Origin of the sequence: Microlunatus sp. GCM10028923 (assembly GCF_042666975.1) — a bacterium.
Lineage (GTDB): Bacteria > Actinomycetota > Actinomycetes > Propionibacteriales > Propionibacteriaceae > Microlunatus.
In genome coordinates this window covers 69,726-87,735 of sequence record NZ_JBHTFF010000012.1, presented here as the reverse complement: position 1 = coordinate 87,735, position 18,010 = coordinate 69,726, and the positions used below count along the sequence as shown (strand labels likewise).

Below are 18,010 nucleotides of genomic sequence, written 5' to 3'. Positions count from 1 at the left end.
ATGAACCCGCCGGCGGCCGGAGTGCTGGTCGCGGGCAGTCACAGCGGCGCGGGCAAGACCACGGTCACCGCGGTACTGCTCGCCGCGGCGCGCCGGCGTGGACTGGACGTCCGGCCGTTCAAGCTCGGGCCGGACTTCATCGACCCCGGCTACCACGCCGCGGCGACCGGCCGGGAGTCGATCAACCTGGACCGCTGGATGATGGGCGAGGCCGGGATCAAGACGGCGTACCAGCGCTGGGCCGACGGCGGCGAGCTCGCCGTGATCGAGGCGATGGGAGCGCTGTACGACGGCGAGGACGGCTCCGGCCGGGGCAGCGCGGCCGAACTGGCCAAGCTGCTCGGGGTACCGGTGATCATCGTCCTCGACGTCTGGGGGATGACCAGGACCACCGCGGCGGTCCTGGACGGCCTGATCGGCTTCGACGCCGAGCTGCCGGTGGCCGGCTGGATCCTGAACCGGGTCGGCAGCGCGGGCCACGCGAAGATGATCATGGACGCGCTGCCGGACCGGCTGCGGGACGGAGTGCTCGGCTGGATCCGGCACGACGATGATCTTGGGGTGCCGGAACGCCATCTCGGGCTGGTCACGACGGCGGAGCTGGCCGTACCGGCGGAGCGCCGGGAACGTGCGTTGATCAACGCCGCCGAGCACCTGGACCTTGATCGACTGATCGGCGACCGGCCGCTCTCCAGCGGGGGACCGGCGGCTCCGCACGAGCCTACGTCGAAGGGATCGGGCGGCGGGCTGCGGCTGGCCGTGGCCTGGGACGACGCGTTCTGCTTCCGGTACCCCGAGAACCTGCGGTTGCTCCGCGAGGCCGGGTTCGAGCCGGTGCCGTTCCGGCCGACCGTGGACCCCGCGCTGCCGCCGGACGTCGCGGTGATCTACCTCTGCGGTGGCTATCCGGAGAGCTTCGCGGCCCAGCTGGCCGGCAACACCTCACTGGCGGCGGAGCTCCGGGACCGGGCCGCTGCCGGGACACCGATCCTGGCCGAGTGCGGCGGACTGATCTACCTGGCCCGCACGCTGACCGACTTCGACGGCCGGACGTACCCGATGTGCGGAGTGCTGCCGCTGGACGTGATCATGGACCGGGACCACCTCGCGATCAGGTACGTCGAGGCACGGACGCTGCACCCGTCGCCGCTGGGGCCGGCCGGCACCACGGTCCGCGGCCAGGAGTTCCACCAGTCCCGGATCCTGGCAAGCGACCTGGAACCGAACCTGTTCGAGACGGTGACCAGCGCCGGGGGCACCGGCCGGGACGGCTACCTCCGGGACAACGTGCTGGCCTGCTACAGCCATCTTTACCTCGGCTCGAATCCCGCCATCGCCGAGGCGTTGGCGAGCGCGGCCCGCGGCGTGCGCCGGCCCGGCTGACCGGTCGGTCGGCGGCCCCGGCCGCGACGGTAACCTCGGCGCATGGCTGATCTGCGGGAGCCCTCAACGACAACCGAAGGTCCACGCCCACCGCGGGAGGCGGTCGATCCGCGCTGCCGCCAGTGGTGGCTGACCCAGTGGCTGGTCGCGATCGTGATCATCGTCGTGCCGCTGGTGGTGCTGGGGGTCCTGATCCCGCCCGCCCGGCTGTGGCTGCTGCTGCCCGCGGTGATCATCGCGGTCGCCGGTCTGGTGGCGGCGCTGCTGCAGCCGCGGCTGAGCTATCGCATCCACCGCTGGGAGGTGACCGACGACGCCGTCTACTCGCGGACCGGCTGGCTGTGGCAGGAGTGGCGGGCGGCGCCGCTGTCCCGGGTCCAGACGGTCGACCTGGTGCGTGGTCCGCTGCAGCAGCGGTTCGGCCTGGCGACGGTCACGGTCACCACGGCGTCGGCGAAGGGCGCGGTCAAGCTCGAGGCGCTCGACGCCGACCAAGCCGACGAACTGGTCCAGCGGCTGACCGTGCTCACCGAGGCCGGGTCCGAGGGGCGAACCGACCGGGACGCGACGTGACCGGCGCTGCGGCGGAGCCGGAGTGGCAGCGGCTGCACCCGCTGACCACGATCGCCGGCACAGTGCTGACCGCCGGCGTCCTGATCGGGGCGGCGGTACCGATCGCGATCGGCATGCTGCTGGGCGGCGTGGCACCTGGCTGGGTCGCGCTCTGGGTCGGCGGCGGCATCGTCGTGCTGACCGCGGCGGCCACGGTGATCGAATTCCTCCGGGTCCGGGCCAGCCGGTACCGGATCGGCGCCGACCGGCTGGAGCTGCGGTTCAGTCTGATCGGCTCGAGCGTGCGGTCGCTGCCGCTGCGCCGGATCCGTACCGTCGACATCACCGCCGATCTCGTGCAACGGCGGCTCGGGCTGGCCTCGGTCCGCTTCGGCACCGGTGATCAGAGCGGCAGCCAGTACCGGTTGATCACGGTCGCGCGGGAGACCGCGGAGCAGTTGCGGTCCGCCGTCCTCGGCGAGTCCGCCGGCCACGCCGGGCGGGACCAGACCGGCCGGCTGGCGACCTTCGACCCGGCCTGGATCCGCTACGCACCGGTCAGTCTGGGCACCCCGCTGATCGGCGTCGGCGCCTTCGGCGCGGCGATCCAGGTGGCCGACTGGTTCGGCGCGGTGCCCGTGGTTTGGCGTGCCGTCTCGGGTCTGCTGGCGGCGATCCCGCTGCCGGTGCAGATCTTGATCTTGCTCGCGGTCGCGCTGGTGATCGGCGTGATCGGCTCGATGGCGATCTTCGTCGAGTCCTGGTGGGGCTACCGGCTCGACCGCGACCCGGACGGAACGCTGCACGTGCAGCGCGGCCTGCTGGTCCGCCGATCGAGCTCGTTCCAGGGCGAACGGATCCGCGGCGTCACGCTGGCCGAGCCACTCGGCTACCGCCGGACCGGGGCGGCCATGCTCCGGGTCGTCGCGGTCGGCGCGGACACCTCGCAGCAGGACGAGTCGAAGCACAAGGAAAGCACCGTCGTCGTCCCGCCGTCACCGCGGTCGGTGGCCGTCGCCGCGGGCGAGGCGATCACCGGCACGGCGTTCCCCGATCAGCTGACGACGCATCCACCGGCCGCGGCCCACCGCCGGTACCGCTGGTCGGTGTTGATCTTCGTCGTCGTCCTGGCGCTGCTGGCCGTACCGGCTGCCCTGCTGTCGGCCGAACTGTGGTGGCTGGTCGGCGGCGCGGCCGTGGTCGGGGCGCCGGTGACCTGGTTCCTGGCGCGCGACTCCGCGGCCGGACTGGGGCACCTGATCACCGCCGACCAGGTGATCCTGCGCAGCGGCTCGGTGTTCCGGGACACCCACGTCCTGTCCCGGAAGGGCTTGCTGGGCTGGAATCTCACCCGCTCACCCGCCCAGCGCAGGCTGCGGCTGGCCACGCTGGTCGCGACCTCGGCCGGAAGTCCCGGCCAGTTCCGGTTGCCCGACGTGGCGCCGGAGCAGGCGGCCGAACTGCAGCGCACCGCCGGCCCGGTCTGGGATCGGCTGTGGGTCGAGAGCGAGCAGCCGGCTAGCGGATGAACTGGTCGACGAAGTCGGCGCCGAGTCCGACCTTCGCGTAGTGCGCGCGGCAGAGTTCGATCTTGGTCCAGACGTCCTCGTAGCCGGTCTGCCGGCCCTCGGCGTCGACGTAGATCATCGCGCCGGTGACGTTGAAGAACGTGATCATCTCCGTGCAGTCCTCCGGTACGGCGAGGGTGTGGATCTCACCCGGCGGCTCGTACACGAAATGGCCCTCACGGGCGACCCAGTCGTGCTCGTGGTAGTGCCAGGTGCCCTTGATCACGTACCCGAAGACGGCGGCCGGATGGCGGTGCCGGGACACGATCCCGGACCGGGTCACCTTGAGCAGGTTGCACCACTGGCCGAGCACGGTGTTCAGCATCAGCGGGCGGAAGAACACGTTGGATTCCTGCTCGACCCAGAGCCGGTCGTCGTCCGGGATCGCCGGGATCGCGATGTCGCGCAGATATTGGTTGACGTTGCCTTCCATCGGTCCTCCTTGATCAGGCGACGGAGTAGCCGCCGTCGACGGGCAGTACGGCGCCGGTGATGAACCCGGCGGCCGGCGAGGCGAGGAACGTGACGACCTGCGCCACGTCCCGGGGCGTGCCCCAGCGGGCCTGCGGAGTGCGGTCGAGGATCCGCCGCTCGGCCTCCGGGTCCTGCCGGATCGCCGCCGTCATCTCGGTCCGGATCCAGCCGGGCGCGACGGCGTTCACCCGGACCCCGTCGGTCGCGTACCGGACGGCGAGCGCCTTGGTCAGTTGCGCCACGCCGCCCTTGCTCGCGGTGTAGCCGGGCACCAGCGGGCCGCCGAAGTAGCTCCACATGGACGCCACGTTGACGATGCTGCCGCCGGACGCGGCGAGCAGGGGATGGGCGGCGACGCAGCCGCGCATGGTCCCGGTCAGGTTGACCTCGAGCACCTGGGCGAAGACCTCGGGCCGGTACTCGTCGAGCCTCTTGATCATGCCGGCGGCGTTCACCAGGACGTCCAGCCGGTCCTGTCCGGTGATCAACGTCTCCAGGTCGCCCGGCCGGGTCAGATCAAGATCGACTTCGGTGATCCCGGTGGCGCCCGGCGCCGGATCTGCGGCGGGCAGTCCAGCCGCGACCACCCTGGCGCCGGCTCTGGCGAACTCCTCGGCGACCGCGCCGCCGATCCCGCCGGTGCCGCCGACCACGAGCACGTTCCGGTCCCGGAACAGCTCGGGTCGGAAGGTCTCCTCGGCCGCCGGCACGGGTCAGCCGTCCCGGCGCGGGCCGTCCAGCACTGTCACGGTCCGGGTCGTCGGGTCGTCCTCGAGCGGATAGCTGACGAACGCGAAGCGGTCCCCGGTGGGTGCCCAGCTGTTCACGTTGATCGTGCCCTGCCCGCCGTACAGCGAGAGGTCCATGATCGGAACGGTCCAGTCGCCGGAGCGGACGACGCGCAGCTCGACCGGATGGTCGGCCGGATGGCCCTGGGTGCCGCGCGGGAAGCTCAGGTAGCAGGCAAGATCACCGCGGGGCGCGAGGTGCGGGAACCAGTCCACCCGGTCGCTGGCCAGCAGGCGTTCGAAGCCGCTGCCGTCGGTCCGGATCCGGGCCAGCTGGGCGTGCCCCGGGTCCTCGGTGAACGACTCGGAGTTGATCAGGATCCAGTCGCCGTCCGGCGCGTACTCCGGGCCGTCGCAATGCCCGTCGCCGACATCGATCAGCCGCCGCTCGCCGCCCGCCACCGGCAGCACGGCCAGCCGCCCCGGAACGCCGAACTGTCCGCGCGGCAGTTCCACGTACGCAAGCTCGGAGCCGTCCGGGCTGACGCCGTGCAGGTAGTGGGCCGTGTCCGGATCGTCGGTGATCTTGGTCGCCCGGCCGCCGGCCAGCGGTGCCCGGTAGATCTGTCCGTCGTTGGCCGAGAGCAGGATCGTCGCGCCGTCCGGATGCGGAACATGATCATTGTTGATCGGCGGCAGCCCCTCGAACGGGATCGGGCTCAGCTCACCGGACCCGATGTCGACCGACCAGAGCAGCCCGTCACCGTTCACGACCAACCGGTCGTCGGCGAGCCAGTTCGGCGCCTCGATCAGCAGGTCGGTGTATTCGGCGACGCGCTCCGCCAGGCCCGCTGCCGGTTCGGCGATCCAGAGTTCGGCACGCTGGCCGGGTCGAAGGGTCCGGCCCCGGTGAACCTGATCTTGAGTCACGCGCACCAGGATGTCATGCCCGCTCAGTCGGTGCCGTCGGGCTCCAGGGTGAGGCTGACCGAGTTGATGCAGTAGCGCTGGTCGGTGGGCGTGTTGTAGCCCTCGCCCTCGAACACGTGGCCGAGATGGGAATCGCAGGCCGCGCAGCGCACCTCGACCCGCCGCATCCCGAAGGAGTCGTCCTCGATGTAGCGGACCCGTTCCTCGGCCAGCGGCGCGAAGAAGGAGGGCCAGCCGCAGTGCGACTCGAACTTGGTGTTGCTGCGGAACAGTTCGGCGTCACAGGCTCGGCAGCGGTAGACGCCGGCCGTCTTGGTGTCGGTGTATTCGCCGGTGAACGCCCGCTCGGTGCCGGCTTCGCGGAGCACGTGATATTCGGCGGGGGAGAGCTGGGCCTTCCACTCGGCCTCCGACTTGATCACCTTGCCGACCGTGCTCGCTGGTCCGGATTCCGTCATGTCGCCCTCCTCGCACTCGTGGCTGTCGCACCCGCTCAACCGCGGCCTGCTCCAGGGTATTCCGGCCGTTAACCGGTGGCGTGCGGCGGTCCGGTTTGGCAGCGTGGCCGGGGTGCCGATGCCGTACGACCAGAAGACGCCGGGTGCGCAGCGGGCGCGCGACCTGATCCGGCGGGCGCTCGGCGCCGAGCCGGTCCGGGTCTGGCCGACCGACAGCCCGGACGCGAAGTTCGCCGAGCTTCCCGACGGCCGCCGGGTCGTGGTCAAGTGGCCGGAGTGGCGCAACGACGAGGAATCGATCCGCGCGGAAGCCTGGGCGCACCGGCGTTGCCGCGAGGCCGGCCTCCGGGTGCCCCACCTGGTCGCGACCTCGACCGAGCCGACCTGCCTGATCACCGAGGTGCTGCCGGGCGAGACGCTGGCCGACCGGGACCCGGGGGACCCGGCCCACCGGGCCGGCTGGGCCGCCGCGGGTGCGGAACTGCGCCGGCTGCACGAGATCCGGCTGCCGGGCTTCGGCCCGCTGCGGCTGCGGGACGGTACGGGCCGGGGCGGCTCGGTCGCCTGGTGCCCGTACGTGGAGGACGCCCGGGACCACGGCGTCGCCTGGCTGGTCGACCGCGGCTTCCTGGCCCGCTCGGCCGGAGACCGGTTGGTCGGTGTCCTCGACCGGGCCGTCCCACAGCTGGCCGAGCTGACCGACGGCCGCCTGCTGCACAGCGACCTGTCGGGCGGTCACGTCCTCGTCGACGGCGGCCGGTTCCGCGGGATCATCGACCTCGGCCAGGCCCAGGTCGGCGACCCGCGCTGGGACTTCGCCCGGGTCCTGCTGTGGGACGGTGACCCGGCGCTGGACGCCCTCCTCGACGGCTACGGCCGGGACGTCCTCACGGCCGAGGACCGGCACACCCTGCTGCCCCTCTACCTGTTCGCCTACTGCTGTCACCACGCGGTCGGTCATCCGAGCGACGACTACATCGCCCTGCTGCTCGACCGCTCCCGCTGGCAAGAGCTGCACTGAGGACGGGGAAGATCCGGCCGCGTGTTCGCGGCCGCAATCTCCCCACTCAGCCCCAGGCCAGAAACAGTCCGCCGGCACTGACGATCCCGATGATCGGGTACGCGAGCACGCCGACTACGGCACGGGCGGCCGGACCCCGCTCAGCGAATCTGGAGCGTTCGGGTACGGGTGCGGCACCTGGTGGTGCGGGGGACGCTGGGGCGCCGGGGGACCGACCGGGTTCGGCGGTGGCGGTCGGTTCTCCATCGCGCCAGTTCAATGGATCGCCGCGGCCTCGTCCAGTCCGGACCGGGCGCGTCGCGCCTCCCGTACCGCCTGGTCCGGGTCCGGGCCACTGACGGTGCTGCCTCCTATGCTGTGGCCATGGCCACGCCTGCGACGGAGTTGAGCATCGGTGATCGTACGGTCCGGGTGTCGAGCCCGGACAAGATCTACTTCCCCGAGGTCGGGCTGACCAAGCTCGATGTGGTCAACTACGTGGTCGCGGTCGGCCCCGGGTTCCTGCCCGCGTTGCAGGACCGGCCGGTGACGATGGAGCGGTGGCCGGGCGGGTACAGCCCGGACGCGAAGCTGAGCACCCGGGAGAGCCGGTTCGGCGAGGCGTTCTACCAGAAGCGGGCGCCGGCGAAGGGCATGCCGGACTGGGTGGAGACGGCGGTGATCACCTTCCCGTCCGGCCGGACCGCGACCCAGGTCTGTGTCACCGAACTGGCCACGATCGTCTGGATGGCCCAGCTGGGCACGCTGCGCTGGCACCCGTGGGCGGTCAGCCGGGCCGACACCGAGAAGGTGGACCAGCTGCGGATCGACCTCGACCCGCAGCCAGGCACCGACTTCGCCGACGCGGCGGTCGCTGCGGCCGAGCTGCGGTCCGTGCTCGCCGACGCCGGGCTGACCGGGTTCTGCAAGACCAGCGGCGGCCGCGGCGTGCACGTGTTCGTGCCGATCCGGCCGGACCACGGCTTCATCGAGGCCCGGCACGCGGTGATCGCGATCGGCCGCGAGCTGGCCCGCCGGATGCCGGAGCAGGTCACCGTCGACTGGTGGAAGGAGGAGCGCGGGCAGCGGATCTTCGTCGACTTCAACCAGATGGCGCGGGACCGGACCATCGCGTCGGCGTACTCGATCCGGCCGATGCCGACCGCGCAAATCTCCGCCCCGCTGACCTGGGAGGAACTGCCCGACGCGGCCCCCGAGGACTTCACCGTGTCCACCATGCTGACCCGGTTCGCCGAGCGTGGCGACGTCTGGGAACCCTTCTACGCAACGGATCCGGCCGGCATCGACACCGCCCTGGAGTGGTACGAGCGGGACGAGCGTGATCATGGTCTGGGCGAGCTGCCGTACCCGCCGGACTATCCGAAGATGCCTGGCGAACCGCCGCGGGTGCAGCCGAGCAAGAAGGTCTCCGGGCACTGGGACGAAGAGGGCAACCGGATCGAGAAGTAATTCTCTCGCCCGGCCGGCCGGGCCCGGCTAGAGTGACCCGGAACGTCACGCGGAGCGGAAGGAGGTGCGCCAGTCATGATCACCATCACCGTGCGCAGCCTCGCCGCTTCCTTACCCTGCTGACGATCGGCGGCGGGTTGCGCTCCTGAATCCAGGAGATTCGCATGTCAGTCAAGATCAGAACGATCACGTTCGACGCCGGTCCGGACCACTTTGCCGTCGGCAGGTTCTGGGCCGAACTGCTCGGGTACGGCGACGAACCCGGCAACCCGAACCATCCGGACGACCCGGCGACCCTGATCGTCGGTCCGGACGGTGGCCCGGCGATGCTCTTCCAGCCCGTACCGGAATCGAAGACCGTCAAGAACCGGGTCCACCTCGATCTCGAACCCGAGCACGAGACCCGGGACGAACTGGTCCAGCGGGCCCTCGGGCTCGGCGCGACCCAGGTCGCCGATCACCGGAGGCCCGACGGAAGCGGCTTCGTGCAGCTGGCCGACCCGGCCGGCAACGAGTTCTGCGTCGAGCGGTCGGCTGCCGAGAAGGGCGCGTCGGATCAGCCGGCGACGTAGCTGAGGAACAGCGTCTGGTCGTCGGCGAGCAGGACCTTGTCGGGCCGGAACCCTTGTGCGGGGGCGATCCAGTCCCCGTGCACGGTCCGCGGGGCCTCGCCGCCGACGACCGTCGGCGCCAGCGTGATCGCCAGCTCGTCGACCAGGCCGGCCGCGATCAGCCCGTGGTGCAGCCGCGGGCCGCCCTCGCAGAGGATCCGGCCCGTCCCTTGGCCGGCGAGCCGGTCGACCAGCTCCGCGAGCCGTACCGCACCGTGGCCGAGCTGCCACACGTCGATCCCGGCCTGCCGGAACGGAGCGACCCTCGCCGCGTCATGATCATCGGTGGTCGCGATGATCACCGGCCCGCTCGCCGCGCCGTCCGCCCGGGCGATCACCGGGTCGAGGTCGAGGGTCGCGGTGACGATCACCAGCGTCGGGAACGCCGCCAGCCCGCGGCGTTCCCGGACCTCGCGCTGCCAGGGAGCAAGATCGGCGGCCCGGTAGCCCTCCACCCGGGCGGTGCCGGCGCCGACCAAGATCACGTCGGCCAGGGCGCGTTGCAGGGCGAACAGCTGATGATCACTCTCGGTGTTGATGCTGCCGGAGCGTCCGTCCGGTCCGTAGATCGAACCGTCCAGGGTGGTGACGAAGTTGGTCCGCAGCCAGCGACCCTGTGGCCCGACCGGATGGACGTAGAGCTGTTCCAGCTCCGGTCCGGTGAGGGACTTCGGCGGTCGGCCGGACTCGTCGTACAGGAGGCGCACGCCGCCATCCTTTCACCCGCCCCCGCGACGACCGTGGATCGGGCAGAATGCCCGCATGGCGAAGAGCAAAGGCTCCACGAAGAAGGCCGCGCAGCCCGCGGGTCCGGTCACGCTGCGGGACGGGGAGCGCCTCGCCGACCTGCTCCGGGTGCCGGCCGGTGAGGTCGACCTGGCCGGCTTCGATCCGCGGGCGACGCCGGGATTCGGCGGCGGCAAGGCCGACGCGCCGGCCGAGATCGCCGCGCTGAGCCCGGAGCTGAGCGACCTCCAGGAGCGGTTGTTCGCCGCGGGCCGGACGGAGCCGGAGCGGGCCCGCCGGGTCCTGCTGGTGCTGCAGGGCATGGACACCTCGGGCAAGGGCGGCGTCCTGCGGCACGTGATCGGACAGCTCGACCCGCAGGGGACCTCGATCAAGGCGTTCAAGGCGCCCACCGAGGAGGAGCTGGCGCACCACTTCCTGTGGCGGATCGAGCGGGAGCTGCCGGTGCCGGGCATGATCGGGATCTTCGACCGTTCGCAGTACGAGGACGTCCTGATCGGCCGGGTGAACCAGCTCGTCGCCGAGGACGTGATCACGACCCGCTACGACGAGATCAACGCGTGGGAGGCGGACCTGGTGCAGACCGGGACCGTCGTGATCAAGTGCTTCCTGCAGATCTCCAAGGACGAGCAGAAGGCCCGGCTCTCCGAGCGGCTGACCGACCCGGCGAAGTACTGGAAGTACAACCCGGGCGACCTCGACTCCCGCGCCAAGTGGGATGCCTACACGGACGCGTACGCCGCCGTGCTGACCCGCTGCAATCCCGAGACCGCCCCCTGGTACGTGATCCCGGCCGACCGGAAGTGGTACCGCAACTGGGCGATCACCCGGCTGCTCACCGAACACCTGCGCGACCTCGACCTGGGCTGGCCGGCCGCCGAGTTCGACGTCGAGGAGGAGCAGCGCCGGCTCGCCGAGAGCTGACCAGCACAACGATCAGGGCACCGAGAGCGGGTAGGTCCGCAGTCCGAGTGCCTCCGCCTGCTCGCCCAGCCGCTGGTCGAACGTGGCGATCATGCCCGCGACGTGTTCGGCGGCGAGCAGCACACAGCAATCCGGCATCTTCAGGCCGGTGGCGACCCGCAGCCCGGCCAGGCGCAGCGGCGAGTCGTGCCCGAGTTCGACGGTGCCCACCGGAAGCTGTCCCAACCGGTTCATGATCATCTCGGCCCGGCCGGCCCGGGCCGGGCCGACCAGCACCTCGGCGAGCGTGATCGGGCTGGTGACCAGCACCTCCTCGGCGACCTCGGTCAAGAGCGAGACCGCGCGCTCGTGGTGGCCGTCGCCCTGATCCAGGTAGCCGATCAGGACGCTGGCATCGAGCACGATCACTCGGGCCAGTCCTCGCGCAGCCGATCCAGCTCGTCCGGTTCGTACAACCCGGTGCCCGACCCCGCGTTGGCGCGGATCAGGGACCGACGCTGCTCGATCGCCTTCCGGCCCTCGTCATCCAGCGTCTCCCGGCCGGTCTGGACGAGGCGGAGGAGGAGCCGTGCCGGGCTGGCGGCATCGTCCGGCCAACGGTCGCGGGCTGTCGCGAGGGCGGCCGCGAGTTCGTCGGTCTCGGTGACCATGATCCGGTGTCGCGCGGTGGGCATGACCTCAAGTGTAACACCAGAGGCTCAGTGCTACACCGAGCCAGAATTCAGGCGCCGACCACGGAGAGGTGACGGACCGGCGTCTCGACGACGTCCAGGTCGATCAGGTCCATCGCCGCCACCACGTAGCGGCCCAGGATGATCTCGGCGACCTCGGGCGCGGCACCGATCGGCGCCGCGACGGCGACCGCACGGGCGGACTGGGCCAGGGCGGCCTGCCGGCGGAAGCCCTCGTCGGCGGTCAGGAACCAGCTGCCGACGGCGATGTGCCGGCGTCCCTGGGCTCGCAGCGAGCGGATCGCGTCGGCGACCGAGGGGCCGGAGCCGCCGGTCGCGACGAGGCAGGGGAGCCGGTGCCGGGTGGACCACTGCCGGGCCCGGCGGGCGATCAGGGCGTTGCTGCGGACGTCGGTGGTCGGTTCGGTGGACAGCACCAGGCCGTCCAGCTGGTCGGCGCGGCGGCTGCGCAGGGCATCCCGGAGCCGCTGGTCGACCACGGCGAGCAGTTGCGCCTCCGGACCGACCGGTGCGGCCGCGATCACCCGGAGGCCCGGGTGGGCGGCGCGGATCTGCGCGATCAGGGCCGCCGTCTCGGGCTGCCGCGGGTGCGCGTCGGCCAGGTGCAGCGGAACCACGACGACCTCGGTCACGCCACGCTTGGCGAGCTTCCCGGCGACCTGCAGGCAACGCGGGTAACCCTCGTCCAGGAACGCCACGGCCACGTCGAGTTCCGGACGCAGCGCATGCATCATCGCGCGCAGCTCGTGGCTGACTCCGGCCACCCGGGGATCAGCGCCCCCGGTGCCGAGCAGGATCAGGGAAGGTGCGGTCATGATCGTCCCCTTTCGGGATCGCTACTGCTGGTCGGCGCCGCCGGAGCGGTGCCTGGGTTGGGTCGGTCATCGACCCGGGCGGCTGCGAGCGAGGACGGGCCGGCCATGCCGGCTCCGAGCGTCCAGCCGTCGGCCTCGTCAACGAGGATGAAGGCTCCGGTGGAGCGGTGTTCCCGGTAGTTGTCGATCGGCAGCGGCGAGGCCAGCTTCAGCCGGAGCCGGCCGATGTCGTTGAGGCCGAGCCGGTCCGCGGACACCCAGGTCGGCCGGGTCCCGTCGCCGAGGTCCAGGTCGAGCGCGCCGTCGATGCCGGCCACGATCGCCTTGCTGATCGCCGTACCGTGCTGGACCAGCAGCCGGGCGCCGACGGTCAGAGGCCGCTCGGCGAGCCAGCACACGGTCCCGGTCACCTCGCGGGCCGGAGCCGGCGGCGCATCGGTCGCGGCCACCAGGTCGCCGCGGGACAGGTCGATGTCGGCGTCCAGCCGGATGATCACCGACTGGCCGGCGGCCGCTTCGACGAGCGGGCCGTCCGGGGTGTCGATGCCGACCACGGTGGCGTGGCTGCCGCGCGGCAGCACCACCACCTCCTCGCCGGTACGGATCCGGCCGGCTTCGATCTTGCCCGCGTAGCCGCGATAGTCGCCGTCGACGGCCGGCGTGCTGGCCGCCCAGGGTGCCCGCGGCGCGTGCTGCGGCCGGATCACCTGCTGCACCGGGAACCGGAACTCGGCGCCGACCGCGGTCGGGGTGTCGTCGACCGCCTCGAGGAAGCCGAGCACCGTCGGGCCGTCGTACCACGGGGTCTTGGTGGACCGGGTGACGACGTTGTCGCCCTCCAGCGCCGAGACCGGGATGCAGTGCGTCTCGCCGACGCCGAGCGCCCGGGCGAGCACCGCGAAGTCGGTGGCGATCTTGTTGAAGATCGCCTCGTCGTAGCCGACCAAGTCGATCTTGTTCACGACCAGCAGCACATGCGGTACGCGGAGCAGGGAGGCGACGGCCAGGTGCCGGCGGGTCTGCTCGACCACCCCGGCGCGGGCGTCCACCAGCACGATGATCACGTCGGCGGTGGAGGAGCCGGTCACCGTGTTCCGGGTGTACTGCACGTGGCCGGGGCAGTCGGCCAGGATGAACTTCCGGGCCGGCGTGGTGAAGTAGCGGTACGCCACGTCGATGGTGATGCCCTGCTCCCGCTCGGCCCGCAGGCCGTCGGTCAGCAGAGCGAGGTCGGCCCGTTCCAGCCCGCGCCGCTTGCTCACCTTCTCGACATGATCAAGAGTGTCGCTGAGCACCGAGTTGGTGTCGTAGAGCAGCCGGCCGACCAGGGTCGACTTGCCGTCGTCCACCGAGCCGGCGGTGGCCAGCCGGAGCAGGGTACGGCCGCCGGGCGCGATCGGCTTCGTCAAAGGCGCGGTCATCAGAAGTACCCCTCCCGCTTGCGATCTTCCATGGCCGCCTCGCTGAGCCGGTCGTCGGCGCGGGTGGCGCCACGTTCAGTGATCGTGCTGAGCCCGACCTCGGTGATCACGTCGGCGACGGTGGTCGCGTCGGACAGCACCGCGGCGGTGCAGGACATGTCGCCGACGGTGCGGTAGCGCACCGACTTCAACTCGACCGTCTCGCCGTCGAGGGCGGGCGTGACCCGGGTGACGGCGACCCACATGCCGTCCCGGCTGATCACCTCGCGCTCGTGGGCGTAGTAGATCGACGGCAAGTTGATCTTCTCCGCCGCGATGTAGTCCCAGACGTCCAGCTCGGTCCAGTTCGACAGCGGGAACACCCGGACGTGCTCACCGGGCAGGTGCCGGCCGTTGTAGAGCGACCACAGCTCGGGCCGCTGGTTGCGCGGATCCCACTGTCCGAAGGAATCCCGCAGGCTGAACACCCGCTCCTTGGCCCGGGCCCGCTCCTCGTCGCGGCGGCCGCCGCCGAACACGGCGTCGTGCTTGCCGTCGGTGATCGCGTCCAGCAGCGGCACCGTCTGCAACGGGTTGCGGGTGCCATCCGGGCGCTCGGTCAGCCGGCCGTCGTCGATGTAGTCCTGCACCGAGGCCACCTTGAGCCGCGCGCCGTAGAAGGCGGCCGACTCGTCGCGGAAGGTGATCACCTCGTCGAAGTTGTGCCCGGTGTCGACGTGCAGCACCTCGAACGGCACCGGCGCCGGCCAGAACGCCTTCGCGGCCAGGTGCAGCATCACCACCGAGTCCTTGCCGCCGGAGAACAGCAGCACCGGGTTGGCGAACGTCGCCGCCACCTCCCGGAAGATGTGGATCGACTCCGACTCCAGTGCCTGCAGCTCGGTCAGTGGACGGACGGCCTGGCTCATCGCGGTTCCTCCCCGGTGTCGCGGACGGTGGTCGACGCCACCAGCTCCCGGACCGAACGGACCGAGGCAGCAAGATCAACTTCGGCGGTGTCGATCACCAGTTCGGCATCCGTCGGTGCCTGGTACGGGTCGTCCAGCCCGGTCAGGCCGGTCAGCTCGCCCCGCCGCGCCTTGGCGTAGAGCCCCTTGACGTCCCGGGACTCAGCGACGGCGAGGGAGGTGGCCACGTAGACCTCGGCGTACCGGACCTCGTGTTGATCATGGTCGGCCCGGACCGCCGCACGGGTCTCGGCGTACGGTGCGATCACCGGGACCAGCACGACCACGCCGTGCCCGGCCAGCAGCCGCGCCACGTACCCGATCCTGGTCACGTTGAGATCCCGGTCGGCCTTGCTGAAGCCCAGCTCCGAGGACAGGTACGGCCGCACCTCGTCGCCGTCCAGCACCTGCACCCGGGTCCCGTCGGCCGAGAGGTCGGCGGCCACCGCGTGCGCGATGGTCGACTTGCCGGCCGACGGCAGCCCGGTCAGCCAGATCGTGGCCCCGGCCCGTACCGACGACTCGGCCCGTACCGACGACTCGACGGGGGAGTCGGTGCGCTGTTCCAGATTCGTGGTCACAGGTGGATCCCGCATTCCGTCTTGGCGAGACCGGCCCAGCGGCCGGCCCGGGGGTCGTCGGCCGAGGCTCGCTGGGTGCACGGCGCGCAGCCGATCGACGTGTAGCCGTCGTCCAGCAGGGGATTCACCAGCAGCCCGTTCTCCTCGATGTAGGACGCCACCTCGTCGTCGGTCCAGCGTGCGATCGGGGCCAGCCGGACCAGCTTGCGCCGGTGGTCCCAGGACACGATCGGCGTGTTGGCCCGGGCGGGGGAGTCGGCCCGGCGGATCCCGCTGGCCCACGCCGCGTACCCCTGCAGGGCCTCGTCCAGCGGAGCCACCTTGCGCAGCGCGCAGCACTGGTCCGGGTTCCGGCCGAACAGGTCCTTGCCGTGCTCGGCGTCCTGCTCGGCCACCGTCTGCTTCGGAGTGATCGTGATCAGATTCACGTTGTGTACGGTAGCGACGGCGTCCCGCGTCCCGATGGTTTCGGCGAAGTGGTAGCCCGTGTCGAGGAAGATCACGTCGATCCCCGGCACCACCTGCTCGGCGAGGTGGATCAGCACCGTGTCCGCCATCGACGACGTCAGCACCAGCTTGCTGCCGAATTGATCATGACCCCAGCGCAGCACGTCCAGCGCGTCGGCCTCGGCAAGATCACGATTGGCCGCGGCGACCTGCTCGCGCAGCGCGCGCTCGTCCACGTCGGTGATCATGATCGGCTCGCGCTCTGCTCGGCCGGGCGCAGCCCGAGGAACTTGATCGAGAACGCCCGCCAGCAACTGCGGCACTCCCACGCCCCGCCCTCGATCGGGAAGAGCGTCTCCTCGGCGCAATAGGGGCAGTACATGACCGCCTGCCGGGTGGCCGTGGTTCCCTCACTCATGACAGCAGGCTCTCGTCGGCCCGGCCGGCCCACTGGGCGAACCGCTCGTCGGGCTGCCGATCGGCCAGGTAGGCCTTGGCGACCCGCTCGATGTAGTCCGGCAGCTCGGTCGCGGTGACCTTGTGGCCGCGCAGCTTGCGGCCGAAGCCGGCGTCCAGGCCGAGCCCGCCGCCGAGGTGAACCTGGTAGCCCTCCACCTGGCTGCCGTCCGGGCCGGGCACCAGCTGACCCTTCAGACCGATGTCGGCGGTCTGGATCCGGGCGCACGAATTGGGGCAGCCGTTCAGGTGGACCGTGATCGGGTTGTCCATCGAGCCGAGCCGGGCCTCCAGCTCCGACACCACCCGGGCCGCCTGGGCCTTGGTCTCGACGATGGCCAGCTTGCAGAACTCGATCCCGGTGCAGGCGATCACCGACCGGCGCCAGCTGGTCGGGTCGGCCGAAAGATCGAGTTCCTTGGCCGCGGCGATCAGCGAATCGATCTTGTCCTCGGCCACGTCGAGCACCAGCAGCTTCTGCATCGGCGTCGTCCGGATCCGGTACGAGCCGTGGGCCTCGGCGATCTCGGCCAGCCGGACCAGCGACTGGCCGCCGGTGCGGCCGGCGATGGCGGAGAAGCCGACGAAGTAGTTGCCGTCCTTCTGCCGGTTGATCCCGACATGATCACCGGGCGCGGTCGGCGTCTCCGGTGCCGGCCCGTCGATCAGCTTGCGGTGCAGGTATTCGTCCTCCAGCACCTGGCGGAACTTCTCGGCGCCCCAGTCGGCGACCAGGAACTTGATCCGGGCCCGGCTGCGCAGCCGGCGGTAGCCGTAATCACGGAACACGGCGACCACGCCGGCCCACGCCTCGGCGACCTCGTCGACCGGGATCCAGGCGCCGAGGCGCTGGGTGAACATCGGGTTGGTGGAGAGGCCGCCGCCGACCCAGAGGTCGAAGCCCGGGCCGTGCTCGGGGTGCACCACGCCGACGAACGCGACGTCGTTGATCTCCGGCACCACGTCCTGGGACGGGTGGCCGGTCAGCGCGGTCTTGAACTTGCGCGGCAGGTTGGCGTACTCGGGATCGCCGACGTAGCGGTCCGCAATCTCCCGGATCGCCGGGGTCGGGTCGATGATCTCGTCGGCGGCGATGCCGGCCACCGGCGAACCGAGGATCACCCGCGGGCAGTCGCCGCAGGCCTCGGTGCTGCTCAGCCCTACCGCCTCGAGGCGGCGCCAGATCTCCGGCACGTCCTCGATCCGGATCCAGTGCAGCTGGATGTTCTGCCGGTCGGTCACGTCGGCGGTGTCACGGGCGAACTCGACCGAGATCTGCCCGATCACCCGGAGCTGCTCGGTGGTCAGCGCGCCGCCGTCGACCCGGACCCGCAGCATGAAGTACTCGTCGTCCAGCTCATGCGGCTCCAACGTCGCGGTCTTGCCGCCGTCGATGCCGGGCTTGCGCTGGGTGTACAGCCCGAACCAGCGGAACCGGCCGCGCAGGTCGCCCGGGTCGATGCTGGCGAAGCCGCGGTGCGCGTAGATGTTCTCGATCCGCGCCCGGACGTGCAGCGGGTTGTCGTCCTTCTTGGCCTGCTCGTTGGCGTTCAGGGGCTCGCGGTAGCCGAGTGCCCACTGGCCCTCGCCCTTCTTGCGCTTGGCCGGACGCACGGTCTTGCCCGGGGTACGGGCGGGTCGTCCACTCTCCGAGCGGCGGGCGTCGGGTGCGGGTCGATCGACGGTCGTCATTCGCTGTCCTCGGTCGGGGTCGTCATCCGGACTGACTGCGGGTTCGGGCCCGCAGGGGTGATCGGCACGAGTGGCTGACTCACTCGCAGCGAGGCCGGGCATGCCCGCACAGCA

21 protein-coding genes are annotated in these 18,010 nt (G+C 71.2%); 7 read left to right on the top strand and 14 right to left on the bottom strand.

Annotated elements, in window-relative coordinates; all coding sequences use genetic code 11:
• From ACFQU4_RS26040 to ACFQU4_RS26030, 3 genes are read left to right on the top strand one after another with little or no spacing between them, the layout of a single operon-like run.
• Positions 1–1,383: a cobyrinate a,c-diamide synthase gene (locus ACFQU4_RS26040; RefSeq protein WP_377497615.1), complete on the top strand. Its 1,383-nt coding sequence runs from the start codon at positions 1–3 to the stop codon at positions 1,381–1,383.
• A 42-nt stretch (positions 1,384–1,425) separates the two neighbouring features.
• Positions 1,426–1,956: a PH domain-containing protein gene (locus tag ACFQU4_RS26035; protein WP_377497613.1), complete on the top strand. Its 531-nt coding sequence runs from the start codon at positions 1,426–1,428 to the stop codon at positions 1,954–1,956.
• Positions 1,953–3,464, top strand: a complete 1,512-nt coding sequence (locus tag ACFQU4_RS26030; RefSeq protein WP_377497611.1) for a PH domain-containing protein — start codon at positions 1,953–1,955, stop codon at positions 3,462–3,464. The genes ACFQU4_RS26035 and ACFQU4_RS26030 overlap by 4 nt, the downstream gene beginning before the upstream one ends.
• On the opposite strand, the gene ACFQU4_RS26025 is transcribed toward ACFQU4_RS26030, so the two are convergent.
• The 4 genes from ACFQU4_RS26025 to msrB are packed head-to-tail and all read right to left on the bottom strand — an operon-like array spanning position 3,454 to position 6,093.
• Positions 3,454–3,936, bottom strand: coding sequence for a 2,4'-dihydroxyacetophenone dioxygenase family protein (locus ACFQU4_RS26025; protein WP_377497609.1), 483 nt, complete (start codon positions 3,934–3,936; stop codon positions 3,454–3,456). The two genes, ACFQU4_RS26030 and ACFQU4_RS26025, sit on opposite strands and share 11 nt — an antisense overlap.
• A gap of 13 nt (positions 3,937–3,949) precedes the next feature.
• Positions 3,950–4,687 (bottom strand): SDR family NAD(P)-dependent oxidoreductase, encoded by a 738-nt coding sequence (locus ACFQU4_RS26020; protein ID WP_377497607.1) that lies wholly within the window; start codon positions 4,685–4,687, stop codon positions 3,950–3,952.
• A gap of 3 nt (positions 4,688–4,690) precedes the next feature.
• Positions 4,691–5,635, bottom strand: coding sequence for a TolB family protein (locus tag ACFQU4_RS26015; protein ID WP_377497605.1), 945 nt, complete (start codon positions 5,633–5,635; stop codon positions 4,691–4,693).
• A gap of 23 nt (positions 5,636–5,658) precedes the next feature.
• Positions 5,659–6,093, bottom strand: a complete 435-nt coding sequence (gene msrB, locus ACFQU4_RS26010) for a peptide-methionine (R)-S-oxide reductase MsrB (RefSeq protein WP_377497603.1) — start codon at positions 6,091–6,093, stop codon at positions 5,659–5,661.
• Between the two features lie 118 nt (positions 6,094–6,211).
• On the opposite strand from msrB, the gene ACFQU4_RS26005 reads away from it, so the two are divergent.
• The 3 genes from ACFQU4_RS26005 to ACFQU4_RS25995 all read left to right on the top strand — a co-directional run bounded on the left by ACFQU4_RS26005 (position 6,212) and on the right by ACFQU4_RS25995 (position 9,135).
• A complete protein-coding gene (locus ACFQU4_RS26005; protein WP_377497958.1) occupies positions 6,212–7,114 on the top strand; it encodes a phosphotransferase family protein in 903 nt (300 codons plus the stop codon).
• 363 nt (positions 7,115–7,477) lie between these two features.
• The gene (locus ACFQU4_RS26000; protein ID WP_377497601.1) at positions 7,478–8,563 is read left to right on the top strand and encodes a DNA polymerase domain-containing protein; all 1,086 of its coding nucleotides are present in this window, start codon (positions 7,478–7,480) and stop codon (positions 8,561–8,563) included.
• A gap of 164 nt (positions 8,564–8,727) precedes the next feature.
• Positions 8,728–9,135 (top strand): VOC family protein, encoded by a 408-nt coding sequence (locus ACFQU4_RS25995; protein WP_377497598.1) that lies wholly within the window; start codon positions 8,728–8,730, stop codon positions 9,133–9,135.
• Here ACFQU4_RS25995 and ACFQU4_RS25990 read toward each other — a convergent pair.
• Complete coding sequence (locus ACFQU4_RS25990; RefSeq protein WP_377497596.1) at positions 9,120–9,881, bottom strand: dihydrofolate reductase family protein; 762 nt, start codon at positions 9,879–9,881, stop codon at positions 9,120–9,122. The two genes, ACFQU4_RS25995 and ACFQU4_RS25990, sit on opposite strands and share 16 nt — an antisense overlap.
• 55 nt (positions 9,882–9,936) lie before the next feature.
• Here ACFQU4_RS25990 and ACFQU4_RS25985 point away from each other — a divergent pair, with 55 nt between their 5' ends.
• Positions 9,937–10,845 (top strand): PPK2 family polyphosphate kinase, encoded by a 909-nt coding sequence (locus ACFQU4_RS25985; protein ID WP_377497594.1) that lies wholly within the window; start codon positions 9,937–9,939, stop codon positions 10,843–10,845.
• Positions 10,846–10,857: 12 nt separating this feature from the next.
• Here the strand turns inward: ACFQU4_RS25985 and ACFQU4_RS25980 are convergent, their stop codons facing one another.
• Genes ACFQU4_RS25980 through ACFQU4_RS25940 form a run of 9 tightly spaced genes read right to left on the bottom strand, consistent with a single transcriptional unit; the run spans position 10,858 to position 17,896 of the window.
• Positions 10,858–11,253 (bottom strand): type II toxin-antitoxin system VapC family toxin, encoded by a 396-nt coding sequence (locus tag ACFQU4_RS25980; protein ID WP_377497592.1) that lies wholly within the window; start codon positions 11,251–11,253, stop codon positions 10,858–10,860.
• On the bottom strand, positions 11,250–11,519 hold the full coding sequence (locus ACFQU4_RS25975) for a hypothetical protein (protein ID WP_377497590.1): 270 nt from the start codon (positions 11,517–11,519) through the stop codon (positions 11,250–11,252). Before ACFQU4_RS25975 ends, ACFQU4_RS25980 begins: the two co-directional genes overlap by 4 nt.
• A 47-nt stretch (positions 11,520–11,566) precedes the next feature.
• Positions 11,567–12,352, bottom strand: coding sequence for a sirohydrochlorin chelatase (locus ACFQU4_RS25970; protein ID WP_377497587.1), 786 nt, complete (start codon positions 12,350–12,352; stop codon positions 11,567–11,569).
• Positions 12,349–13,773, bottom strand: coding sequence for a sulfate adenylyltransferase subunit 1 (locus ACFQU4_RS25965; protein WP_377497585.1), 1,425 nt, complete (start codon positions 13,771–13,773; stop codon positions 12,349–12,351). Before ACFQU4_RS25965 ends, ACFQU4_RS25970 begins: the two co-directional genes overlap by 4 nt.
• Positions 13,773–14,681, bottom strand: a complete 909-nt coding sequence (cysD, locus tag ACFQU4_RS25960) for a sulfate adenylyltransferase subunit CysD (RefSeq protein WP_377497583.1) — start codon at positions 14,679–14,681, stop codon at positions 13,773–13,775. Before cysD ends, ACFQU4_RS25965 begins: the two co-directional genes overlap by 1 nt.
• Positions 14,678–15,301 carry an adenylyl-sulfate kinase gene (gene cysC, locus ACFQU4_RS25955; protein ID WP_377497581.1) on the bottom strand — a complete coding sequence of 208 codons (624 nt, stop codon included), beginning with the start codon at positions 15,299–15,301 and terminating at the stop codon, positions 14,678–14,680. Before cysC ends, cysD begins: the two co-directional genes overlap by 4 nt.
• Positions 15,298–15,996 carry a phosphoadenylyl-sulfate reductase gene (locus tag ACFQU4_RS25950; protein WP_377497579.1) on the bottom strand — a complete coding sequence of 233 codons (699 nt, stop codon included), beginning with the start codon at positions 15,994–15,996 and terminating at the stop codon, positions 15,298–15,300. The genes cysC and ACFQU4_RS25950 overlap by 4 nt, the downstream gene beginning before the upstream one ends.
• Positions 15,993–16,166 (bottom strand): hypothetical protein, encoded by a 174-nt coding sequence (locus tag ACFQU4_RS25945; RefSeq protein WP_377497577.1) that lies wholly within the window; start codon positions 16,164–16,166, stop codon positions 15,993–15,995. The genes ACFQU4_RS25950 and ACFQU4_RS25945 overlap by 4 nt, the downstream gene beginning before the upstream one ends.
• Positions 16,163–17,896 carry a nitrite/sulfite reductase gene (locus tag ACFQU4_RS25940; protein WP_377497575.1) on the bottom strand — a complete coding sequence of 578 codons (1,734 nt, stop codon included), beginning with the start codon at positions 17,894–17,896 and terminating at the stop codon, positions 16,163–16,165. The genes ACFQU4_RS25945 and ACFQU4_RS25940 overlap by 4 nt, the downstream gene beginning before the upstream one ends.
• Positions 17,897–18,010: the final 114 nt, after the last annotated feature.